The sequence below is a fragment of the Marinobacterium sp. xm-a-127 genome (assembly GCF_013283425.1).
In the GTDB taxonomy this organism is placed as follows: Bacteria; Pseudomonadota; Gammaproteobacteria; order Pseudomonadales; family Balneatricaceae; genus Marinobacterium_E.
Genome location: NZ_WBYH01000001.1, coordinates 184,989 through 208,161 on the forward strand (window position 1 = coordinate 184,989; position 23,173 = coordinate 208,161).

Genomic DNA, 23,173 nt, shown 5'->3' on the forward strand with positions numbered 1-23,173 from the left:
AAATCCGTTCGAAACCACGTGATGGCCAGATAGCTCGCACACCCTGAAAATTATCGTCAACAGTCGTTAGTTATTCAGGAGTGCCTACCAATGTATCAAATCAAACAGATTCCACCTGACAAGATGGATGCGAGCCAGCGACTCAATGAGGTCGCGCAACTGCTGGCGAATGGCTTGGTTCGTTTGCGAGAAAGTGGATGCGCTAGTTCGCAGAAACCTCAGGAGTATAGCGAAGTTCAGCTTGGCTTCTACCAGGAGAAGAGCGTTCATACAAACGACACCCTAACCAACTTTAAGGAGTCGATATGAACAGAAAACATCAACCCGTCGCGATACCTTCATCAGTGATAGAACAGATTGTTGGTCTTAAGGAGATGTCCTTCGAAGATCTCAAGTCCTTCTGGCTCGATGTCTATCAAACTGAACCGCCTACAAACCGCAGGCCATATCTTGAACGTCGTCTCTCCTACAAGTTGCAGGAGAATGTTTACAGGCAACAGAACCCCGGACTTTTAGAGAGGAACCAAAAACGAATCGAGCAGTTGCTAAAGGATACCGGCAATCCGCGTGCGGCTGGAAAGATTGTACCGGAGCCGGGAACGGTGCTCATTCGTGAATATCAGGAGGAGCGGCATGAGGTCACTGTTACCTTAGATGGGGCGTTTGATTACAAAGGCACTTTGTACAGCAGTCTTTCTGAGATCGCGCGATTGATCACCGGTACTCGGTGGTCGGGCCCTGTGTTCTTTGGCCTGCGCTCAGCATCTAAACCAAGCAAAAAAGGAGGTGCTAAATGAGCGAATCGACTCGACAGAGAAAACGCTGCGCTGTGTATACGCGAAAGTCTACTGAAGAAGGTCTGGATCAGGAGTACAACTCCATCCATGCCCAGACTGATGCGGGGCATAATTACATCAATAGCCAACGTCACGAAGGCCGGATACCTGTGGCTGATGACTATGACGATCCGGCATACTCCGGCGGCTCAATGGAGCGTCCCGCATTACAGCGGTTACTGAGGGACATCGAAGCGGGAAAAATCGATATTGTTGTGGACTACAAGATCGACCGACTAACTCGTAGCCTCGCAGACTTTTCGCAAATGGTTGAGGTTTTCGATCGCCACAATGTTTCGTTTGTCTCTGTAACGCAACAGTTCAACACTACTTCTTCCATGGGTCGATTAACATTAAACATCTTGCTCTCCTTTGCCCAGTTCGAACGCGAGGTCACGGGTGAACGTATACGAGACAAGATCGCCGCCAGTAAGAAGAAGGGCATGTGGATGGGCGGTATTCCGCCGCTGGGTTATGACGTTAAAGACCGCCATCTGGTACCCAACCCGAAAGAAGCGAAATTGGTTCAACGGATATTTAAACGCTTTGTTGAACTAGGATCTGCGACACTGCTGGTCCGAGAGCTTCAGCTTGAAGGCGCAACAAGCAAGTCGTGGACGACACAGGAAGGAAACTACCGAGCTGGTAAGCCCATCGATAAGGGCATGATCTACAAGTACCTCCATAACCAGACGTACATCGGTAAAATTCATCACAAAGATAACTGGTATGACGGACGGCACACTCCAATCATCACTCAGGAGGAGTGGGACTCAGTCCACTCGATTTTGGCAACCAACGGAAAAGTGCGAGCGAATCGTACGCGAGCCAAAGTGCCATTCCTGCTCAAAGGGATTGTGTTTGGTAACGATGGTAGAACACTCACGCCCTGGACGACGAAAAAGAAAAACGGCAAGCGCTATCGCTATTACATTCCTCAGCGCGACGCTAAGGAATATGCAGGCGCGTCAGGGTTAGCGCGATATCCAGCTGCGCAGCTAGAGGCAACCGTGCAGACGCAACTGCGTGAAATACTGCGATCACAACAGATGATCGAAAAGATACTCCCTGCAGCGGTATCAATTGATAATGAGCTTGATGAAGCGAAAGTCACCATAGCGTTGCGTAAACTGGATGATATCTGGGAGTTTCTGTTCCCGGCCGAGCAGGAGCGGATCACCAAACTTCTGATCGAGAAGGTGGTGGTCTCACCCGAGGATATAGAGGTCCGGCTCAGACTAAACGGCTTGGAATCTGTAGCCAGAGAACTACTCACAGCAACACAGACAGACAGAGCGGGGGCTAGCGTATGAATGAGATCGAAATCAAATCCAACGGCCAACGAGAAACTTATGAGTCATCCGATGGTGTTATGAGCATTCGTGTTCCTATCAAGATAACCCGTCGTGAAGGTCGCAAAGTTCTGAGGAAACCTACAGGCGAAGTAATTGGACGACCCTGGGAGAAAAAGTTCACGGTACTGCAGTTGGCCTTAATACGTGGGCATCGGTGGCTCAGGTTGTTTGAGTCAGGAAAAGTCAGCAGTCTCAAGGAAATTGCCAAGCGAGAGGGGATTGACAGTAGTTATGTCAGTCGCATGATTAACCTGACCACATTGGCACCGGAGATCGTCGAAGCTATTCTGGATGATGAAGTGCCGGATCACGTGACGCTGTTTGATTTGGCTGTTGATACTGCGGTGTTGTGGAGCGAGCAGCGTCAGCGGTTTGAATACTAAATGAACCTGGCAGGCTCGGGACGTTACCTATTTTTGAAGTTCCAGGCGGTCATCCCTCAATCCAAACATTGCCAGGGCGAGGCTTGGATTGTGGCATTTAGAGTGGCCTTTTAAGAGTTGTTAAAAACGATTGCCTTGAAGTTTAAAAATAAAACTCGTCGATTAGTTCGCTGGCTAACCGATGTTTGCTCGGGACTGGAAATCCGATGTTCGTTGACTTCGCTGTTTCAAAAAACGGAGAGAGACAGAGAATATAGGGCCATCAGAGAGAAAATAGCCCGATATGTCGATTTTCAAACTTATAGGGAAGTCAGCAAAAACCCTCATTAACCCCAAATAATACAAAGAGATAGGTAATAAAAAAGGCCAACCGATAACGGTTGACCTTAGTGTATTGGTGGAGGTGGCGTCAATCGAAATATACCATTAGATTACTGATAAATATGAATAATTAATTTAGCTCTTTATTAAAGAGCCCCCATAAAAGCCCCCGTTTTTTGAGTGCTTTTTGTTTACTGAGTATTCGATTGCGGATTAAAAATAACTAAAAAACATAATTTTCTCGACAAAATTTTACACAAAATCAGGTGCGCAAAACATGGGATCTCTGAAGCTCTTGTGATGTATCGCGAAATCAAACTTGGTTTTTCAATACAATAATAAGTCGTCTGCTCAATTCCGCTGGCAGAGAGGTTTTTTCAATTAGTTTTTTAAACTCAACTAAAGTTATATAACTCGTGTGGTTTCTTACAGGGGTATTTGATGTATATTTGGCTGTTTATGTCTATGCGGAAAGAGTAAGATGGCTGAAGAAATTGTTGTAACTAGTCCACCAGTTTGGGTGAAACAATCTGGTTATTCAGCCACTGCAGGCGCTTTAGTATTTTCGGATTCAAATTCGACTTACGATAAATGGCTTCCTTACCTTCCCGGCGAATCTATTTCAGTTAGAGTTACTCCTGAATACTGGCAACAACTTCAGGGAGATGAGGTATTAGACTCCTCTAATCCATCAGTTACGGTTACCGCAAGTATTGGCGGTACAACCATCAAAACAGGCGTTAACACTTTAGATTTTGTTATACCTAGTGATGCCTCTGGCAGCCTACAAATAGAACTCTCTTGGACTACACCTGCAGGTACCAAAAAATCCGTTTCGAAAGTATTGCCTGTTTCATCCATTGATGTTTCAGACTATTTGTACATTCAGGGTGATTTTTCAGTTGAGAGCACATTGACGGCTAATGCACTGAAGCTAAATGGTGCGTTAGATCCCGATAATTTTGTCTGGTATAGCGGTTCCAAGAAGGTTGGAACTGGTGCGACTCTGGAGGTTCAGGAGGAGTATCTGAACTCTTCCCTTTATGTTACATATTTTGATCCAGAATATCCCGATGATTCTCTGGCATCTGATGTTCTTAATGTAAATGGTAAACAAGGTTTAGTTGAACATACTGTCATAACTTCAACTACCGCAAGGGAAATCGATTTAACGTTGTTCGGTAAAGCATTTGGAGAGTACATCTTCTCGACCGAAGTTTTTCTGGATCTAAACGAGAATTTCCAGGGTGCTGTTTTACCTGATCCAACAGGGGGGTCGTGGTTGACTTTTGGTGATCAGTTTTTATCTCTAGCGGGCTTTGAGATTCCAATTTTAGAAGCTGATATTGTGGGAGACAAGTTACGGGTTACGTATAAATCATTTGTAATTGGCACAAAAGACGCTTATATAAATGTACAGTCAGGATATATCGATTTTAAAAATGGCTCGTTTACAATCAATGAGGGCCTGGGTTTTCAGCCCTTTGAATATGCAATAAGTACTTTAGGGTTCCTATTTAACCCTTCAGACTATTTAACTCAAGACTTGGACGACAGTCCTGGGCTGTCAGGTATTACGGGTGGTATTGATAGTCCCTTTAAAGAAGGGTTCTTGTCATTAAATTATGATGCTTCGAGCGATCAGTTTTTGCTTGGTAATGATCTGGTGCTTTTGCCACGAGTGCCATGGCTTCCTAGTATAGATTTAGAGCTTCCAGGCTCCGGTCTTGCGTTTAGTCAAGGAAAAATTACCAATCTATCGTTAAGTGCATCGATAGATTCCGTAGTTGAATTCAAAGGTTTTAAGCTCGATAACTTTGAATTTTCCATTAACACATCCAACAAAACGATAGATGTAACCAGTAGTCTTGTCGTTCCATATTTCAAAAGTTTGTCATTTGATCAGTTAGCGCTTGGAGTTACCTATGACCCCTGGGCCCTTGATTCAATTGCACTAGTTAAGACCTTTTCAGGGTATGGTATACCCGTTCTTTCAACGCCGTTCAGTCTTAAGCAAATTAACGCTTCACTCAATAACCTGACCAGCGAAACAACACTGCCTAGTTTGGCAGGTGGATTTAAGCTTGATGGTTTAAAGGGGCTGGTGAATATCGATGTGCAAGGTGAATTTACAGAGTCTTATTTAAAGGGAAGTGTTACAGGAACTCTATTCAGTGCAAGTGTAGCGACCATCAATGGCTCTGCTTACATTAACTGGGAGGGCGATGGGAGCATTGTCCTTAAAGGCTCTGCAAACCTTGCAAATGGCTTTGTAAAGGCAGGGATGACACTATCAACTGACCTGAAATTCAGCAAAGCGGTAGCCAGCGGCTATGCCTCCATCAATATTAAAGGCAATTCCATTTCAGGCGAGTACCTTCTTCAGTACACCAATAACAATGTGAGTTCTGACGACTTTGTTGCTGGCTGGGGTGAGGTGACATTGGATGCTGGCATATTTGACGTTAGTTTCTTTGGCGGAATTAAGTACTATTTTAACGGTAAGACGGAGTTCTTTGGGCGAAATGAAGTGCCCATACTCAGTAGTTGGTGGATCGATGAGAGCATAAAAGACCTTAGCGTAGAGATTGATTGGCAAAATGAGGTTGCCGGTTTAATCGAAACAAGGGTCTTAGTTTATGCTGATAAAGAGAAAACAATACTCGAGCGAGTAATTACGCAAGCTGAATATCAAGAAAACGGCATTTTCGACCTTAAAGATTGGGCTAGTACCAAAAGTAGGACTATTTTCATCACCTCGCTAGAGTCCAATAAGCTTTGGGATGTCGAATTAGTCAGTGATTACGATTATGGTGAGGTTGAATACACTGCAACCACTTCACTCAAAGATTATTCACTTACATTAAATGCATTTAGTTACAGTGAAGGACTCCTCTCTGTTGATTATAAAACAGAGAACCTGAATTACAGTGGATTAAATGAGTCAGCTGTTGATTCTTATAATCCATCGTCTGACGCTACCGCCGATACCCCTGATGAACAAGTGTACTTCTATGCCGATGATGATGATTCAGGATTTGATGGGGTTTATCTGGGTGTGGGGGGTATTGAAAATTCGTTTACAACCCTTTCACTAGATTACGGTACTTACTTTGTTTACGGGATTATGACCGGGGACAATCTAATTCCTTTGAAAGAGTATTTTGAGGGTACTTTTACCAAGACTTTACCTTTAACTGTGCTCGATATAGATACAGACGATCTTATATCCATTTGGGATCAGGATACGTTTACCCTTCAAGGTTCGATGGCGAAAGGTGCAAATGTAAGCATCAACAGTGATTACTTAGATGCATCGATTAAAATAACCGATCCTCTTAGAGGTGGCGCTTGGAATTCGGGTATAGAGATAGAGATATCACCAGAATTGTTGGTTAACAACAATGGATCAGTTACATATGAAATCGACACCTCTTTAGGTGATAAGCCTGCTCCGCAGACGCTCAGTAAAACGATCTCATTAGATTATGACCCTAGCCTCTATAAAAGTATTGTTGGTAATTCAGAAGCGGATAGCGTTCTAGCAATAGATGGTGTTTCTCAAATTATTGGAGGAGCCGATCTTAAAACCAATCTTTCTATCGATACAGATTCCATTTCAGATTCTGGGTTACTGATTTTTTCGATAGAGGATGTTTCAAACCAAGTCAATTGGGATGTCTTTAATGCATCAGGTCAAATGCTTGGTAGGGGAGCAGATATTGGTGGCACCATTAATATAGAGGGTGTGACCTATTTTGCTACAACGCTTAATTACCTCTCTGTACAAGCCAATGATGCCATACTGCAGTTATCTAATTTAGCTGGTGCATCGACATTAGAATCAACAAGTTTTCAGGCCCCTTCTTCTGATGCCGATTATGGGACCATTGCATCGTTTATCGAAGGCGAAAAGATCGATAAAAATGATTTTAAATCTATCACTAAGTTGTCAGGTACTTCTGCTGCGAACTCGTTTGTTTATCTAACAATCACGCTTTCGAACTCTTCTAGTCAGACTGTAAGTGATTCATTGCTTGTAGATGGTACGGCGGTTGATACAGGAACTACATCAGGTGATGAGGCCGATGCAATTGATGCCCAGTCTAAATCTGTACATGAATTTATTGTGTGTACAGATAATGAGGGCGGTTGGAATTGGGATCTCTTTGGAAGTTTATTGAGGGATAATCCTGGCTATGACGAAGTAGCGGTTACCAGCTGTACTCTGGATGTGTCAGGACAAGTGCTCGGTGCTACAGAAGTTAGTTATCAATTTGATCTTACTGACCCTCTCGAAAGCACCGATACAATTTCAGATGGCTCAGGTACCGATACGATTCTAGATGGTTCAGGCACCGATACAATTTCAGATGGTTCAGGCACCGATACAATTTCAGATGGCTCAGGTACCGATACGATTATAGATGGCTCAGGTACCGATACGATTCTAGATGGTTCAGGTACCGATACGATTCTAGATGGTTCAGGTACCGATACGATTCTAGATGGTTCAGGCACCGATACAATTTCAGATGGCTCAGGTACCGATACGATTCTAGATGGTTCAGGTACCGATACAGTTCTAGATGGATCAGGCACTGATACGATTCCAAATGGTTCGGGCAAGGTTTACCACTGGTCAAAACACGAGATATTTACTGACACAGATCGTTCAGGGCTGATTCCACATCGCGAGTTAGACGAAATTGACCAAGGGCGAGTAGTCAGTGCTGCAGATGCGTTAGCAGCTTTAAAATTAGCAGTAGGGATTAATCCTAATGAAGACTCTGTTGAAGTAAGTCCATATCAATTTCTTGCGGCTGATGTGAACGAGGATGGTAGAGTTAGTGCGGCTGATGCATTGAATATTCTTAAAATGGCTGTGGGTCTGAATGGTGCGTATCAACGTGAATGGAAGTTTGTCACAGAAGATACTGCTTTGTGGGATTTCGAAAAAGGTCATTCAAAGGTAGATAGGTCTAATGTGCCATGGGAGCAGATCAATACTAACCTTGATTCTATAGATGCTAGCGACAATCTTGTTGGTTATTTGGTCGGTGATGTAAACGCTAGTTGGGGTGGCAATGAAAATGCCGATCATCTTTCAATGTCACACTTTTCTGATTTAAATTCGAATGGAGTAGCTTCACTGGAACAATGGTGGTTGGTATAAATTAATACTCTTGCTAAGAGGCTGTGCAAGCTGGTCTCGTAATGTAAGTCAATTGGTTACTTGCACTAGTTCAAAATTATAGTATTCTCCTTAGAACCTTTTTCTGTATTAAGAGATCGTAATGAAAGATTTGTTTGTAGATCGTTTGGTAAACGTAAGTGTATTGGCTGGTGTTGCACGTCTTGATTTCGCGCGGGTAGACAGCGTAAACCCAGAAGATAAGAAAATCCAAATGTCTAATTCTTACAGGGTTGCGTTACCTCTTGACGCACTTGTGCACCTTGCTGAGCAGTCATCGAAGGTGGTGGAAGAGCTCAAGAAGCAGGCTGCTAATCAGAGTGAGGCACAGGGCAGCGAACTGAACTAATGCAAATGCGTTTCCTTGGAAAATGTGCGAGCCGATCGCTAGTAATTAGGATTACGCTGGCGACACTTTCTGTCTATGCATCGGAAAGTCGATCTATTGAGCCCGCTTCCCAGCTTGGAGGGCTCTACGGCCTAGCAGCTGATCACCCGTCAGTCTCCTTTGCCCGCAGCGAAAAGCGCATTGCCGAGTACGACCTGGAAACTACTGAGTGGGGGCATTATCCATCCCTCTCTGTCAATGGTGCTCAGCCCTTCGATTCATCCTCTTCTTTAACACTTACGCTTGAGCAGCCGATTTATACGGCTGGACGAACTGATTTTTTGATCGGGGCTGCTGGTACACGTGTAGATTCGGCGACAATTCGTATTGATGAAGCGCTTCAAGATATTCAACTCGAGACTGCTTCGGCCTATGTCGAGATGCTGCGTGCTCAGCGCAGGGTAATTGATGCAGAGGCTAATATTCGTGAGCTTGAGAAACTCTTCGCCGTAATAGAGCGTCGAGTTAAACAAGATATCAGTGCGAGGGCTGAACAAACGCTAGTTCAGGCAAGGTTGCAGCAGGCTATTTCCGATCGACACCAATATTTAGGTCTGTTCCAGTCGGCAAAAAACCGAATCCGCAGTTCTACGGGTGAAACAGTCGAGTCAGTTATACCGTTGGACTGCAGTTTAGCTGATGTTCTGAGTGAAACTGATCTGGTCGGCGAGACTTACTCGCGTTCCCCTCGATTAAAACGAATAGCAGAGGAGCGCCGAAGTGCTCTTTATGAGGTCAATGCTGCTGAGGCAGAGCGTTATCCCCGAATCGTTCTAGGTGCTGAACACATTAGTGATCTAAATGCATTCGATAATTCGAACTTCACTGCTTACATCGGCATTCAGTACCAGCTACAAGATGGCTTTTCTCTCGACTCTAGGATAGCTAGTGCGAGGGCTCGGGTAGCTTCGGTCGATGAGAGCGAGCGTCTGACCAAAGAGCAATTGCGGCAGCAGGTTGCTGGCCTTGTCCGCGACTATCAGGCGGCTAAGAATCAATTGCCGCCGCTCACTGAGCTGGTGGAGTCGAATGAGGGTCTGATCGAGTCCTATTTGCGGCAGTATCGGGCGGGCAAAAAAACGTGGTTAGATGTGATTAATGCACAGCGCGAAATGATACAGGCACGGTTTTTACTGACCGACTCATACGCTGCGCAATGTGCGAGTGCTGCAAGATTGGAATTATTGACTGGCGCTTCTCTGATAGTGGAAGCTCGGTAAAACGGATTAAGGTATGGATAATATTGAGGCTTCTGTGAATTCCGAGGGAGGACAGGAGCAGTGTTTTGACGATGAAGGGCGACTACTGAGTCGTTTGGCGGGTGTTTTGGGTCATGCTGTGCCTGCTCACCGTTTCAGTATGGTCGATCACAGTATTGATGGAGCAGATCTCGCGAGTCTAAGTCTGCTCGATCGTTTGGTTGAGCGCTGGCGCACACGTTTCCCATCAATGGCTGCTTTGGAGCAATCTTTCGAAAAACTCGACCCGGGCTCTTTCCCACTGCTTTGGTTTTCGTCAGACGGTGAAAGAGCGCTTTTAGTTCGAGGTAACTTGTCTAATCGGCTAATTGCCGAAGACGATCAGGGCAAGAAGCTCGAACTTCCGCTCGACGAAGCTAAAAACGGCACTTTGATTTCGCTTCGAATCGAAGGTGTTGTTGAAGTAGCGGGTATGCGTGCTAACCGCTCGGCAAGTGAATGGTTCGCTACTGCTGTTCGTGCGCACCGCAGCATTTTCATTGAAGCTATTCTTGCCACATTTTTGATTAGCTTGATTGGCTTGGCTTCGGCGATGTACACAATGCAGGTGTACGACCGTGTAGTACCAACCAAAGGCTATTCGACCTTGATGGTGCTTACTGTGGGCGTGGCGATTGCGATGATACTAGAGTTGATTGCGAAGCAGGTTAGGGCCCATATGGTGGACCGCGCTTGTAAAGCAATTGATCAGGACTTGAGCTCAGTCTTCTTCGGTAAAGCGTTGGATATTCGCCTTGATGCGCGACCTAAGACAGTCGGAACCTTCGCATCACAGATTCGCCATTTTGAGTCTGTGCGCAACTTTATGACCTCTTCGACACTGTTTATATTTGCTGATGCGCCTTTTGCACTGTTCTTTGTCGGCGTTATCGCAATCATTGGGGGGAAAGTTGCACTCGTGCCGCTGCTGGTACTTCCGCTATCTTTCTTACTGGGGATGTTTTTCCGCAAGCCGATTGAGCGCTACACCGCAATGCATATGGATGAGTCCAACCGTAAGAATGGTTTGCTGATTGAGGCCATTGATGGAATTGAGTCGGTGAAATCTGTGAATGGCGAATGGAAGCTGTTAGATCGTTGGCGTGAACTAACCGGCACTATCGCGCAGAGCGAGTTGAAAATGCGTGCGCTCTCGACGCTATCGACCAATATGACTCAGACGATGCAGCAGGTTAGTTACGTGGGTATGATCACTGTGGGTGCTTATTTGATCACTCAGGGCGATATTACCATGGGCGCCCTTATTGCGTGCTCTATCATTGGTGGTCGTGCATTGGCACCGCTTGCTCAGATTCCAAACCTAATCGTACAGTGGAAACAAGCGAAAATAGCTTTGGATGTGCTGGACAATATTATGGCGATGCCGGGCGAGCGTGAGCCTGAGGTGCGGCTGGTGATTCCAGAGGGATGTGATGGGCAACTCAAAGCGGAGGAAGTACAGTTTGGCTATCATCCCGAGATCCCTGCTTTGCAGGTGCCTAAGCTAGAAATTAGCTCAGGTGAGCGTATTGCTGTGCTTGGAAGTATAGGTTCGGGTAAGTCATCTCTGATAAAAGTTCTCGCTGGTTTATATAAACCACAGCAAGGGCGTGTGTTCCTTGACGGTGTTGATACATCTCTGATCGCTCCTGAATTTATTCGTGAGCACACAGGGTACTTGCCACAAGATGTGCGTCTATTTAACGGAACGCTCCGCGATAACCTAGTTTTAGGTCTTCCTTCTCCAAATGATGAGACTATACTGGCTGCTTGCAAATTGACCGGACTGGATCGTGTCATCCAAGCGAATCCAAAAGGTTTAGAGCTAGAGATCGCTGAGGGGGGGCGAGGTTTGTCTGGAGGGCAGCGACAGTTAGTGGGCCTCACACGCATGCTGCTATTGAAACCAAGCTTGTTATTCCTTGATGAACCGACAGCCTCCATGGATGCCCAAACTGAGATGATGGTCATGCGTCACCTCTTCAATGAGATGCCTCGCTCGTCGACACTGGTTATAGTCACGCATAAAATCGCAATCCTTCCACACGTCGATAGGGTAATCGTTATGGATAAAGGACGAATTATTCTTGATGGCCCTCGAGACAAAATTATGGCGATGCTGAAGCAGGGTGAGGGAAAGCCAGTTCAAGCCGCTACGGCAAAGCCGAGTGTTTCTGACCCCAGCGCAAACAAGGGATGGGTAACTGAATTAAAGTCTGACTCGGAGAAGAAATCATGAGGTTGTTTTGGTTTCTTCAAGGACCTGATGATCACTTCAGCAGTGCGGCAACCCGCAGATCGCTGCGTGGGCCTCGCTGGATTCTGTTTCTGATGTTTTTGACTGTATGTGCTTTCTTGGGTTGGTCTCAGTGGGCAAAGATTGATCAGATTACCCGAGCGCCGGGAGAGGTCATCGCAAGCAGCAAAACTCAGGTAGTCCAATCTCAGGAAGGCGGGATACTAGAGCACTTAGTCGTAAAAGAGGGTGACCGAGTCGAACGTGGCGATATTGTTGCTGTGCTTGAGCGCACTCAGGCGGAGAGCGCCTACCTAGAATCTATGGCAAAGAAAGCTGGCTTGTTAGCAGCGACAGCGCGGTTACGTAGTGAGGTGTTTGGTACCAGTCTAGTATTCGATCCGATTCTTGAAACATATCCTGGGTTTGTAGAGAACCAACGCCAACTGTTTGTCAAACGCCAATCCGCTTTGAACGAGGAGGTTGAGTCGTTGGAATCGATGGCGGGTCTTATTAAACAGGAGCTGGCGCTTAACCGTCCGCTTTTGAAAACAGGCGATGTGAGCCGAGCCGACTTCTTGAGGCTGGAACGACAGTTGGCAGAGATGGAGTCGCAGATTACTAACGTTAGAAATGAGTATTTTCGTGATGCTCAGGCCGAGCTCAACAAGCTAGAGGAAGAGCTTGCGAGTGTTGAGCAACAGCTTAAGCAGCGCGAAGATAAACTTAAGCAGACAACCCTCACGGCACCAGTGAATGGTATTGTGAAGAACATTGCCGTGACAACTGAAGGTGGGGTAATCAGGCCTGGCGAAGAGATCATGCAGATTGTTCCAGTCGATGATCGGTTGATTATAGAAGCCAAGGTAACTCCTGCCGATATCGCATTTGTACAACAAGGTTTACCCGCAACTGTAAAGATTGATGCGTATGATTACACAATATATGGGGACCTTGATGGTCGGTTAACCTATATCAGTGCTGATACTTTGCGTGAGCAGTCTCAGTCTGAACAAGAGCCTTATTATAGAATTCAAGTTGAGACAGAAGGCCGTCGTTTCAACGGCAAGTTCAATAGACAACTGGAAATTCTACCGGGTATGACTGCTATGGTTGAAATTAAAACTGGCACTAATACGGTTTTAAGCTACATTACGAAACCATTGGTAAAAACACTTTCTGAATCTTTGGGCGAACGCTAGCTCATAAATATAATTGTTGGAGAAAAATATGTTGAACGAAAAACTATTACAACAAATCGAGAAGGCCAATCCGGAACTCGCGGATGCGATTGAATCGATTCGTCAACTTCTAAAAGATGGTGCAACAACAGAGCAGCTACTTTCAGCGATTAAAGAAGTTTTGGGTACACAGCCAGTAGTTGATGACATCACTGTGATTCAGCTGGAGCAAATAGCTGAAGTGATAGAGAAGAAGCGTGATGAGGAAGATGACTTCGTTTCTCAACTTGCATCAGCAGAAGAGGCATCGCGTTGGGATCTAGCAACTGCAGATGCTCACGCGGCTTCTTCTGAACAGATGGGTAGTGCAACAGCTACCGATGCAGTTCCAGCTGCAGCAGATGCCGCTGCTGATACAGGTACAGGCTCAGGTGCTGCAGCTGCAGGTAGCGGTATTAGTGCGGGTGTTATAGCTGCCGGTGCAGGTATTCTTGCACTTGCGGGAGCAGGCGGTTCATCCTCTGCGGGAGCAGGCGGTTCATCCTCTTCATCAGTTACTACTAGTGGAGTCACGGTCACAGAATCGATTGATGATACAGGTGCTAACAACGAAATCACATTAACTTTCACTTTTGACGAAGACGTAACAGGTTTCGATGCAAGCGATGTTACTATTACCGGTGGTGTCGCTAATGGCGCAGTTACGCCAGTTAATGGTAGCGCTAGTGTTTACACACTTGTTATCACAGGTGATGATCCAGGCACTCCAGTTACATATTCAATTGCCCAAGGGGCGGCTACAACATTGGCTGAAGGTACGGCTACAGCCGCGGTATCTGCAACGGTTGACCAAACAGGGCCTACATATCTAAGTACTGAAACAAGTGTTAACGATCAAACTGTCACATTAACCTTTAGCGAAGATATGAGCAGCTCTGTAGCTGTAGGTGATGTCCAGTTTACTATTGATAATACTATTGTTCCTGCATCTAGTGTTTCTGTTGACGGTGCTAAAATTACATTCACATTTGCGCCTATGACTTTTACCCAGGGTGATCAAATTGATATTGATTACGTAGGTAGCTCAGTCGATGCTCTTCAAGACGCCTCAGGAAATGATTATAGCGGCAATATTAACGTTACTAGCATCACGTTGGCCGATGGCTACATTAAAGGTGCCTCGGTTTATCTTGAACTAGATGACGGCTCAAGAGTTGACACAGGCATTGTTACAGATGCCAATGGTAATTTCTTCTTAACTCCCGAAACTCAGGAGCTTATTGCTTCATTCACTGGTAATTTCTCAATCGTTGCCGTTGGTGGTTTCAACGTTGATACTGGTCTTCCAAATACCCAGGATATGCGTGCGCCTCAAGGTTCAACGGTTATCAACCCTTTGACTACGCTGATTGATGAGGTTGTTAAATCGACAGGTGATGACGTTGCGACAGCGCAGCAAAAAGTTAAGACAGCCTTAGGTATTACTTCTACCCAGGACTTGACGGCATATGATCCTATATCTGCGTCTAAGGATAGTAGTGACCCTGCCGCGGCAGCTGATGCACTCGCTGTTCAAAAAGCAGCAGCAGCAATTGCCACTGTTATTGCATATGCTGAAAAGGCATCGGGTAATGAATCTGCATCTGAATCAGTAGTAGATGCCATGGTTTCTAGCATCGCAGCTAATGCAACAATTGATCTTACTGATGCTTCAACTCTTCAAACTCTAACTGGTCAGAGTTCTGTTGCTAACCTTGATGCAGCTATTGACGGTATCAACAGTGCGACTGATGTAGATGCGGTTTCAACCCAACAGGGAACGCTGTTAGATACAACTGCGCCTTCAACTCCTATCATTTCTTTGGTCGGTGGTAATTCTGATGGTTTGGTTAACTCAACAACTGTAGATATAAAAGTAGCTTTCGATACCCTTTCAAGTGATGGAACTGCTGTTTCACTTGGAAATATTGTTCGAATCTACGAGAGTGCTGATCTTTCCTCAGCAGTTGCTTCACACACTGTTACAGACGCAGATCTTAACCGAGGTTATGTGACATTCAGTGGTATTAGTCTCGCGTCGTCTGAAACCATTTGGGCGGCAGATATTACTGATAAATCCGGTAATGAATCAGATATCAGCGAAACACTAATAATTACCCAGGATACTGAAGCCCCTACTGTAGCAATAGAATCCCCAATTTCTAATGGATTCATAAATGCTGCAGAAGATGATGTGGCTCTTATAATTACTGGTACAGCAACAGGTGCCGAAGAGGGGCAAATTGTTACTGTAGAATTGTCTGATGGTGTTGTTACTCGTTCGAAGACTGCTGTAGTAGCTGCAGAAGCGTTCTCAGTTAAGGTTTCTTCTTATGACTTAAATCTTTTAGATGAGGGTGAGATAACTGTCACTGCAACTGTATCTGATATTGCAGGTAACGAAGGATCTAATTCTGTAACCTATGTTTATGACGCATCCGCTCCTGCGGCACCGGGCCTAGCGCTAGATTCAGATACGGGCGCTGACTCGACCGATGGTATCTCTAGCTCTATAGCAATCACTGAAATTTCCGGTGTAGAGGCTACTGCAACTGCGGAGTACAGCATCAATGGTGCTGCTTGGACTGAAAGCTACACAGCGCCTACAACTGACGGTGATTACACGATCAGTGCGCGTCAGACAGATGCTGCTGGAAACGTTTCAGAGATCGAAACGATCACAGTAACTCTCGATGCAACCAATCCAAAGGTTGCAAAAACAGTATTCAACGTGGATGAAGACACAACTGCTGTGGCAACGCTTGCAGCGGATGAAGAAAATGTTGTTTGGACGCTGGGTACAGGCGGTGATAACGCTCTGTTCACCCTATCTGAAGCTGGCGTTCTGGCGTTTGCCGAATCACCGGACTTCGAAACTGATGCAACAAGCTACACAGTTAACGTTGTCGCTACAGATACGGCTGGCAACACAACTGAACAGGCTATTGCCATCACTCTGGTTGACGTAAACGAAGCGCCAACCGTTGAGACAATTCCAGCACAGACGGCGGTTACCGATCAGTCATTTAGTCTAGATCTTGCGGATTACTTTGCGGACGAAGATGCAGCTGATGCAACCCTCTCTTACGCGCTTGATGGTTCTCTGCCTGCAGGCCTAGCGTTGGTTGACGGCGTGATCTCAGGTACTGCAACTGCGACAGCGGCAAACGCAGAGTTTACGGCCACAGCTACTGATTCAGCAGGTAACACGGTTTCACAGACCTTTACGCTGCAGTCAGTTGAAGCGCCTGCCATCGTATCGTTCACTATGGTAGATGAAACAGGTGATACGACTACGGGTAATCAGGGCTCAGCTCTCACAGTGGTTGCAACCCTGTCTGAGCCGTTCACGCTAACGCTCAACAGCGCCACACCAAGCATTACGCTGAACTTCGGTGGTACTACTACTGAAGCGACATACGCTTCTCACGACGGTACCGCGAAGACAATTACCTTCACTGCAACTGCACCGGCGGGTGATGCAACCAGCACCACTATCAGCGCGATTACGCTGGGCGCGGCAACACTCATTGGTGATCTGAGTGGTCAGGCACTGATTACGGATGCCTACGGCGCGGAAAACACGACTTATGCGCTGGACAACACGGTAGCAGCGCCTGTTGCGAATCTAGCAACAGATTCAGGTGAAAGCGCTGAAGATGATCTGACAAACGATGCGACAGTAAATGTGACGCTGGCAGACGATGTGGCCTCTTGGGAGTACACCACCGATGGTGGCACTAACTGGAACGCAGGTACAGGTACCTCATTTGAGCTGGCCGATGACACAACTTACGCCGCGGGCGATCTGGGAGTGCGTCAGACTGACCTTGCTGGCAATACCAGCACAGTTAACTCAAATGACACCGCAGTTGTCACTGATATGACTGCACCAGCGTTCTCAACTTCAGCCGCACTGAGCATGGATGAGAACACAACGGCTGCCGGTGATGTGACTGCCGATGCAGATGCGGTTGCTTACGCATTGAGCGGTACAGATGCGACGGCCTTCTCAATTTCTGAGGCCGGCGCACTCTCACTCAATAACGCTGCAGATTTCGAAACTAAGGCGAGCTACACCTTGACGGTCACAGCAACCGATGCGGCTGGTAACAGCCAGACTCAGGATGTCACAGTGACCGTAAACGACGTGAACGATGCACCAACAGCTGAAGGTACTGTGGCGACACAGACTGCGGTAGTTGATGGCGATGCATTTAGCCTGGATCTATCGTCTGCGTTCGCCGACCAGGATGACAACATTACTGGCTACACACTGACGGCGGGTACGCTTCCATCAGGTCTGTCACTGAACGCGACTACTGGTGTTATCAGCGGCACGGCTACTGCTAGCACCTCTGCCGCTGAATCTGAGAGCGTAACCATCACAGCGACTGACGCCGGTGGTGAAACCGCAACTCAAACATTCCTGCTACAGGCGCGTACGGTTGACGAGTTAGATGAGAATGCTCCGGTCTTCATCTCAGGTGATAAGGGTGCGACTCTGTTCGATATCTTTGCACCGGATGCGGTGCTTTATAAAGCTGAGGCTCTAGATGAAACAACTCTAAGTTATTCAATTAGTGGCGATGATGCTCAATTCTTCAATATCGACTCTCTAACGGGTGATATTACTTTGAAAACATCAGCATTTACGCCAACAGGTGATTACAGTGATGAGTATGATTTTGCCAATGATGGCTACACGCTTACTCTAACAGCGACCGATCTGGCGGGTAACACAGCGACTAAAAATGTTGATGTTGATGTTACACCTGTGGAGCTCGTAGAAGGTAATACCTATCTGCAGGATTCAGTCATGACTGCCGAGGTTACTGCATCGGCGGCAAGCGGGTTTACGGTGTCATTTGGAATTGATGACAGCGAAGTTTCTGAGAGTATTCAATCACTCCAAGTGGACGTGGTTTATCAAACAGATGCTGTGGAATCTATTTCGCTGACTGACCTAAGTGGACTTGGACTATTCGCAGGCACGGCTGTGGATAATGGTGATGGCACTTCGTCAATCTCTTACGGTGCCTACAGCTTAGCTGGTTTTGATATCACTACTGGCTATGCATTTACAGCATCTGTGACTCTTGCTGATGGACATACCTCCGCATTTGTAGGTGTTAGCGCCCCTGAAATTACTTATGAAACTACAGGTGAAGTGTTTGATGAATTTGGTTTCACTGAAGTTCTATATGACGTTTCCTCGACTGCTGGTGTTGCCGTAGGAACCGCCAATAGCGAAGGCTTCGGTATCTCAGGTGAAGCAACCGTAACAGGCGGTGCTGGTGCAGATGTCTTCCATATTGATAGTCCTGATGGCCTGATGCTAACAATCACTGACTTTACTTCGGGTGAAGACGTGCTAGATGTTGGCGGAATCCTATTTGAGGATCTCGGATGGTTAGAGGGTGGCCTAGAGAACTATGAGTCATATACGATGACTGGGCAGTTTGGGAATGGTGTCGTGATGCTTGAAGATGAGATCACAGCTGATAACTTCCTATTAACTGTAGAAGAAAATGGTTATGGCTTCGAGCTAGTAAATGACGAGTATGTATCCTCTAATTCTGCTTTGAATCAAAAAGCTGGTGTGTTCATGCTTGATGCAAATACGGCGCTTTTCTTCGCGGATACTAATCCAAACTCCGACGGCACATATGTCCGCTCTATTCAGATTGAACTTGGATCTAACAGCGATTCAATTACAGCTGCAGATCTGGCATTTTCTACACCATACCTAGTGTCAGGTACATCTGGTAATGATGTAATAGATCTAATGAGCTATGTTGATGCCGATGTCCTTGATGATACTTGGTTTGATGCAGGTCAAGGCGGTGTTGTCGCAACAGGTAATGGCGGCGCAGATACGTTTGCGATTGTGGAGCCAGACGGCAGTATTTATTCAATTACTGACTTCAATACCGGTGAGGACACTATTGATGTAACTCGGCTTTTAACTGCTGAAACTGGTTATGAAGGTTTCTCAACTGATGCAACATCCGCAGAAAATAATGTGATTAGATTTGTTGATTCATCTCTAAACCTCATCACATTGTCTGACGAGCTCCAAACATTACTAAACGTAAATGATTGGTCGGAAGTGGATGTTACCTCTGAAGAATATGCAGCTGTGCTTGCAGAGTATGCAGATCTTGATGAAATTGATAACGCAATGGGTCTTGTGTATTCAGCTGATTATGGTGGTGCAATGCTTTCAGTCGATACCGATTCAGCTGTAGGAGCAGTGGATATGGAGTACATATTCTTCCGTATTGATCAAATTGCCAACAGTGACATCGTTGTGAACGAAGCATTCGTCGTTTAATCCACTTTTTTCATCAGGTATCTCGTGCCGGGTGCCTGCGTTTATCAAATACCGCAACTGGATTTCCAGTTGCGGTTTTTTTTGCATTGGCCAGCGCCTAAAGATACTGGACTTGAAGTCCTACCTGATAGCTACTTTACCGCCGGTGTTGCCCCATCGGAGCAATGGTGGGCGGTCTAACCGACACATCTCTGAGTTATCGAAAGACGGCTGCTTATGCGGCAGTGAAATGTTGGCCGATCAGCTAATCGGCGACCGTTCTTTTATCAAGTCTCAAGAATTATTTTATTATATATTTAGGAATTTTCTGATAGCTTAGGCTTAGTACATACTTTGCACCGGAGTCTTGTTTGTCATTTGAAGATATATTTGACCTTGTAGTCGAGCGAAACGGCAGTAGCTACCTTATCCATTTTCGTTTATCCGATGCTTATAAGTCGCAGATGGGAAACGGAGTAACCTCGTATCAGCTAACCTTTGATTATGATTCCGCCAGCGTTAGCGAAGTTGCCATAATTAACGCTGCTCTTGTAAACATTGGTAACCTGACTTCAGGACGTGTTGAGTTTGGCGGTTACGGTATAGAACCCTTCAGTCCGGGTGAATCAAATACCCAACTTTTAACTTTGGGTTTCACAACTGAAGCGGCAACTGTAAGCGTTTCCAACCTTTCAGTGGAGCTTTGGGACGCGAATTGGAATGAGACGTTTGAACAGTTTTCAGAACCTCTCGTTCTTGAGTTGCTGGTGCCTCCTAGTATTACATCTGATTCTTCGGGTTCTGTTGATGAGGGTGCTGCGGCTGGAAGCGCTGTTTACACAGCAACTGCATCAGATGATCTCAGCGGTCTATCCTTTAGCCTCAAGCCCGACCTGACGGATGACGCAGGAAGTTTCGAAATTGATAGCTCTACTGGTGTTATAACACTCACGGGTGTACCTGATTATGAAACCAAAACAAGCTATACCTTTACAGTCGTTGTAACTGATAGTGATGGATTGACTGCTGAGCAGCTGATTACCCTCAGTGTGAATAACCTGGATGAAGTAGCACCGACGATCACTTCAGGAGCAACGGCAATTGCGCTGGATGAAAATAGTCAATCCAGCCAAGTTGTTTACACGGTAACTGCTACTGATGATGCGGATATTTCGGGCGGGGTCACATTTTCAATTAAACCTGAAAACGCAGACGATGGTGCTCTGGTTGCTATTGATTCGAGCTCCGGCGCGGTCACTCTAAGAGAAGCGCCAGACTATGAGACAAAATCAACTTACAGTTTCACGGTTGTGGCAACAGACGCCGCAGGTAATGCATCTGAGAAAAGCGTTTCGCTGTCGATTAATAACTTAGACGAGGTGGCGCCGACATTTACATCATCGACATCTGTCGACGTTAATGAAAATGCCGGTGAAAGTACGCTTATCTATACAGCCGTTGCAACCGATGATGGGGATATCTCGGGCGGCTTCTCGTTCTCACTGAAGTCGAGTGACTCTGATGACTCATCCTTGTTGAGCATTGATGCGGCAACAGGTGAAGTCGTCCTATCGAATGATCCCGATTATGAAACCAAATCAGAATACCGCTTTACTCTAGTGGTAACCGATGTGGCAGGTTGGAGTAGTGAGCAGCAGATTACACTGAATGTTGTGAATTTGGATGAAGCGGCTCCGACTTTCCTTGCTGATGCCGCAACTGCTTCTGTCGACGAGGAAACCGGCGCTGATCAGGTTATTTATACCGCACTTGCTGATGATACGGGTGATATCTCATCGGGTATTACCTACTCGCTCAAGAGTAACAGTTCAGATAACGCTGACCTATTTTCGATCGATGCGTCGACGGGAGAAGTCTCGCTGCTGATCGATCCGGACTACGAAACGAATAGCGCACTAACCTTTACTGTTGTAGCCACTGACGGCGCTGGCTTCAGCGCCGAGCAAGCTGTTACATTGAATATTAATGACCTCCCCGAAGTACCCTCAGTATACGTGTGGAACACCCACCAGCTATTTGACACGGTTACTAAAACGCAAGATGGAGCGATAAACGTTCCTCTTACCGATCTCGAACTCGGTCGTGTAATCAGTGCGTCAGATGCGTTGGCTGCTCTAAAAATAGCGGTGGGTCTGAACCCGAACAGACCCGACGCAGTTACCGGAGAACCTGGATATTTATCGCCTTTCCAGCTGCTCGCGGCCGATGTGAATCAAGATGGTCGAGTCTCTGCTGCTGATGCGCTTAATGTGTTGAAGATGGCAGTTAACCTAGATGATGCATATGAACGTGCCTGGGTATTGGTTGCCGAAGATGCGCCACTGTGGGACACGGATAATGAGAAGGCGCTGGTCACGCGAACATCGATTGATTGGGATGCAATACAAAACGCAACGGATTCAGCAGGTGGTGCCACAAAACTGGTAGCCGTACTCAAAGGCGACGTTAATGCCAGTTGGCAGGGCGCCGACACCCTGGAGATGCTCGCAGACGCGTATTTCGGCGGCGATACTTTTAATGGTGCTGGGCCAGTAGAGCAGTGGTGGGTTGTTTAGACCCACCATTGCTCGGTAGAAACCGCAGTGCTGAGGGCAAGATCCTCAAAGTAAGCCGCATCCACAACCGAGCCCAGCCCCGAACTGCTCCAAGAACCATTTACATCGCCTGCAAGGACGCCAACTAAGTTTATCGCAGCGTCCGTCTTCACATGCTCGTTATCCACCAGACTCCAGTCAACTGAATTGCGTGAGAATAGCATCTCATCGGTTTCACTGTTCCAGAGCTCTGCGCGCTCGTCGCAGAGAATCCAGTCACGATTCGGAGCCCCGTCTAATCCGACAGCCATTTTCAAAATTGAGAGGGCGTCGGCAGCCGAGACGCGACCGTCCCGATTCACGTCGGCTGCTAACATCTGATAAGGGGAAACCGTTAGCCCTTCGCTGTTTGGGTTTAGTCCAACGGCAATCTTGAGCGCTGCTAAGGCATCTGATGCCGATATTGCACGTCCGGTATCGTCATCAGTTAGCATACGCGTCACTTTTCCTTCTGCCGAGATCATAGCCGCGTCTATTACGCTGTGTTCCGCCCAGTGGTATACCGTGTTTGATAGCTCCTGCCCAAAGAGGCTGTCAATGTGTGTCGTTGTATCACTGAATTGTATGTATTCGACATTGCTGAGCTTCAGAGTGACGCTGCCATAGGTGCTGGAAAAGAGTTCTGCTGCCCCGGACTCGTCCACGCCAAGGTACTTAAACTCCGACTGGAATTGTGCCATCGTGTAGGCGGTATCATTGAAGGAGGAGTACTGCATTCCATCCCAGTACCAGCTTGATGTGCCCTTCTGTGTGGATAGGTCTAGAGTGTCCCAACCATCGCCTCCATCTATGTCGATATCGCGGGTGATAGTCGACCAATAGTTTGATGTGAGCTGATTGAGTTTGTATGACTCCGAGCCGTTCGCGCCTTTTATTTCAATCTGTTGGTATGCACCATAAATATCAAGCGTAAGCGTCTCAAATCCACTGATATCTGCAGAGATGTTGTCCAGCTCCGACGTCGAAATTAGTGTGTTCAATACGTATATCGGTAGTTTGGGGCGTCAGCTTGGAATATTGGGTCAAATCCGTTGGCATTAGACTCTACATCCTTTACATCCTTCCATTGAA

Annotated in this window: 12 protein-coding genes; 11 read left to right on the forward strand and 1 reads right to left on the reverse strand. The window is 46.5% G+C overall.

Going from position 1 to position 23,173, the window contains the following annotated elements; genetic code table 11:
- Positions 1-90: 90 nt before the first annotated feature.
- From XMA127_RS00895 to XMA127_RS00945, 11 genes are all read left to right on the forward strand, one after another.
- Positions 91-309 (forward strand): hypothetical protein, encoded by a 219-nt coding sequence (locus tag XMA127_RS00895; RefSeq protein WP_173480190.1) that lies wholly within the window; start codon positions 91-93, stop codon positions 307-309.
- Positions 306-797: a DUF2924 domain-containing protein gene (locus XMA127_RS00900; protein ID WP_173480191.1), complete on the forward strand. Its 492-nt coding sequence runs from the start codon at positions 306-308 to the stop codon at positions 795-797. Before XMA127_RS00895 ends, XMA127_RS00900 begins: the two co-directional genes overlap by 4 nt.
- Positions 794-2,149 (forward strand): recombinase family protein, encoded by a 1,356-nt coding sequence (locus XMA127_RS00905; RefSeq protein WP_173480192.1) that lies wholly within the window; start codon positions 794-796, stop codon positions 2,147-2,149. The genes XMA127_RS00900 and XMA127_RS00905 overlap by 4 nt, the downstream gene beginning before the upstream one ends.
- Positions 2,146-2,574, forward strand: coding sequence for a LacI family transcriptional regulator (locus tag XMA127_RS00910; RefSeq protein ID WP_173480193.1), 429 nt, complete (start codon positions 2,146-2,148; stop codon positions 2,572-2,574). The genes XMA127_RS00905 and XMA127_RS00910 overlap by 4 nt, the downstream gene beginning before the upstream one ends.
- 802 nt (positions 2,575-3,376) lie before the next feature.
- Positions 3,377-8,071 (forward strand): calcium-binding protein, encoded by a 4,695-nt coding sequence (locus XMA127_RS00915; RefSeq protein WP_173498818.1) that lies wholly within the window; start codon positions 3,377-3,379, stop codon positions 8,069-8,071.
- 121 nt (positions 8,072-8,192) lie between these two features.
- Positions 8,193-8,438: a hypothetical protein gene (locus XMA127_RS00920; RefSeq protein ID WP_173498819.1), complete on the forward strand. Its 246-nt coding sequence runs from the start codon at positions 8,193-8,195 to the stop codon at positions 8,436-8,438.
- Complete coding sequence (locus XMA127_RS00925) at positions 8,438-9,697, forward strand: TolC family protein (RefSeq protein WP_173498820.1); 1,260 nt, start codon at positions 8,438-8,440, stop codon at positions 9,695-9,697. Before XMA127_RS00920 ends, XMA127_RS00925 begins: the two co-directional genes overlap by 1 nt.
- A 13-nt stretch (positions 9,698-9,710) precedes the next feature.
- The gene (locus tag XMA127_RS00930) at positions 9,711-11,954 is read left to right on the forward strand and encodes a type I secretion system permease/ATPase (RefSeq protein WP_173498821.1); all 2,244 of its coding nucleotides are present in this window, start codon (positions 9,711-9,713) and stop codon (positions 11,952-11,954) included.
- Entirely contained in the window at positions 11,951-13,153 is a 1,203-nt protein-coding gene (locus XMA127_RS00935) for an HlyD family type I secretion periplasmic adaptor subunit (RefSeq protein WP_173498822.1), read from the forward strand. Before XMA127_RS00930 ends, XMA127_RS00935 begins: the two co-directional genes overlap by 4 nt.
- Before the next feature lie 28 nt (positions 13,154-13,181).
- Positions 13,182-19,508 carry a putative Ig domain-containing protein gene (locus tag XMA127_RS00940; RefSeq protein WP_173498823.1) on the forward strand — a complete coding sequence of 2,109 codons (6,327 nt, stop codon included), beginning with the start codon at positions 13,182-13,184 and terminating at the stop codon, positions 19,506-19,508.
- A gap of 350 nt (positions 19,509-19,858) precedes the next feature.
- Complete coding sequence (locus XMA127_RS00945) at positions 19,859-22,063, forward strand: cadherin repeat domain-containing protein (RefSeq protein WP_173498824.1); 2,205 nt, start codon at positions 19,859-19,861, stop codon at positions 22,061-22,063.
- Here XMA127_RS00945 and XMA127_RS00950 read toward each other — a convergent pair.
- The gene (locus XMA127_RS00950) at positions 22,060-23,082 is read right to left on the reverse strand and encodes a dockerin type I domain-containing protein (protein WP_173498825.1); all 1,023 of its coding nucleotides are present in this window, start codon (positions 23,080-23,082) and stop codon (positions 22,060-22,062) included. The genes XMA127_RS00945 and XMA127_RS00950 overlap by 4 nt on opposite strands.
- Positions 23,083-23,173 lie beyond the last annotated feature (91 nt).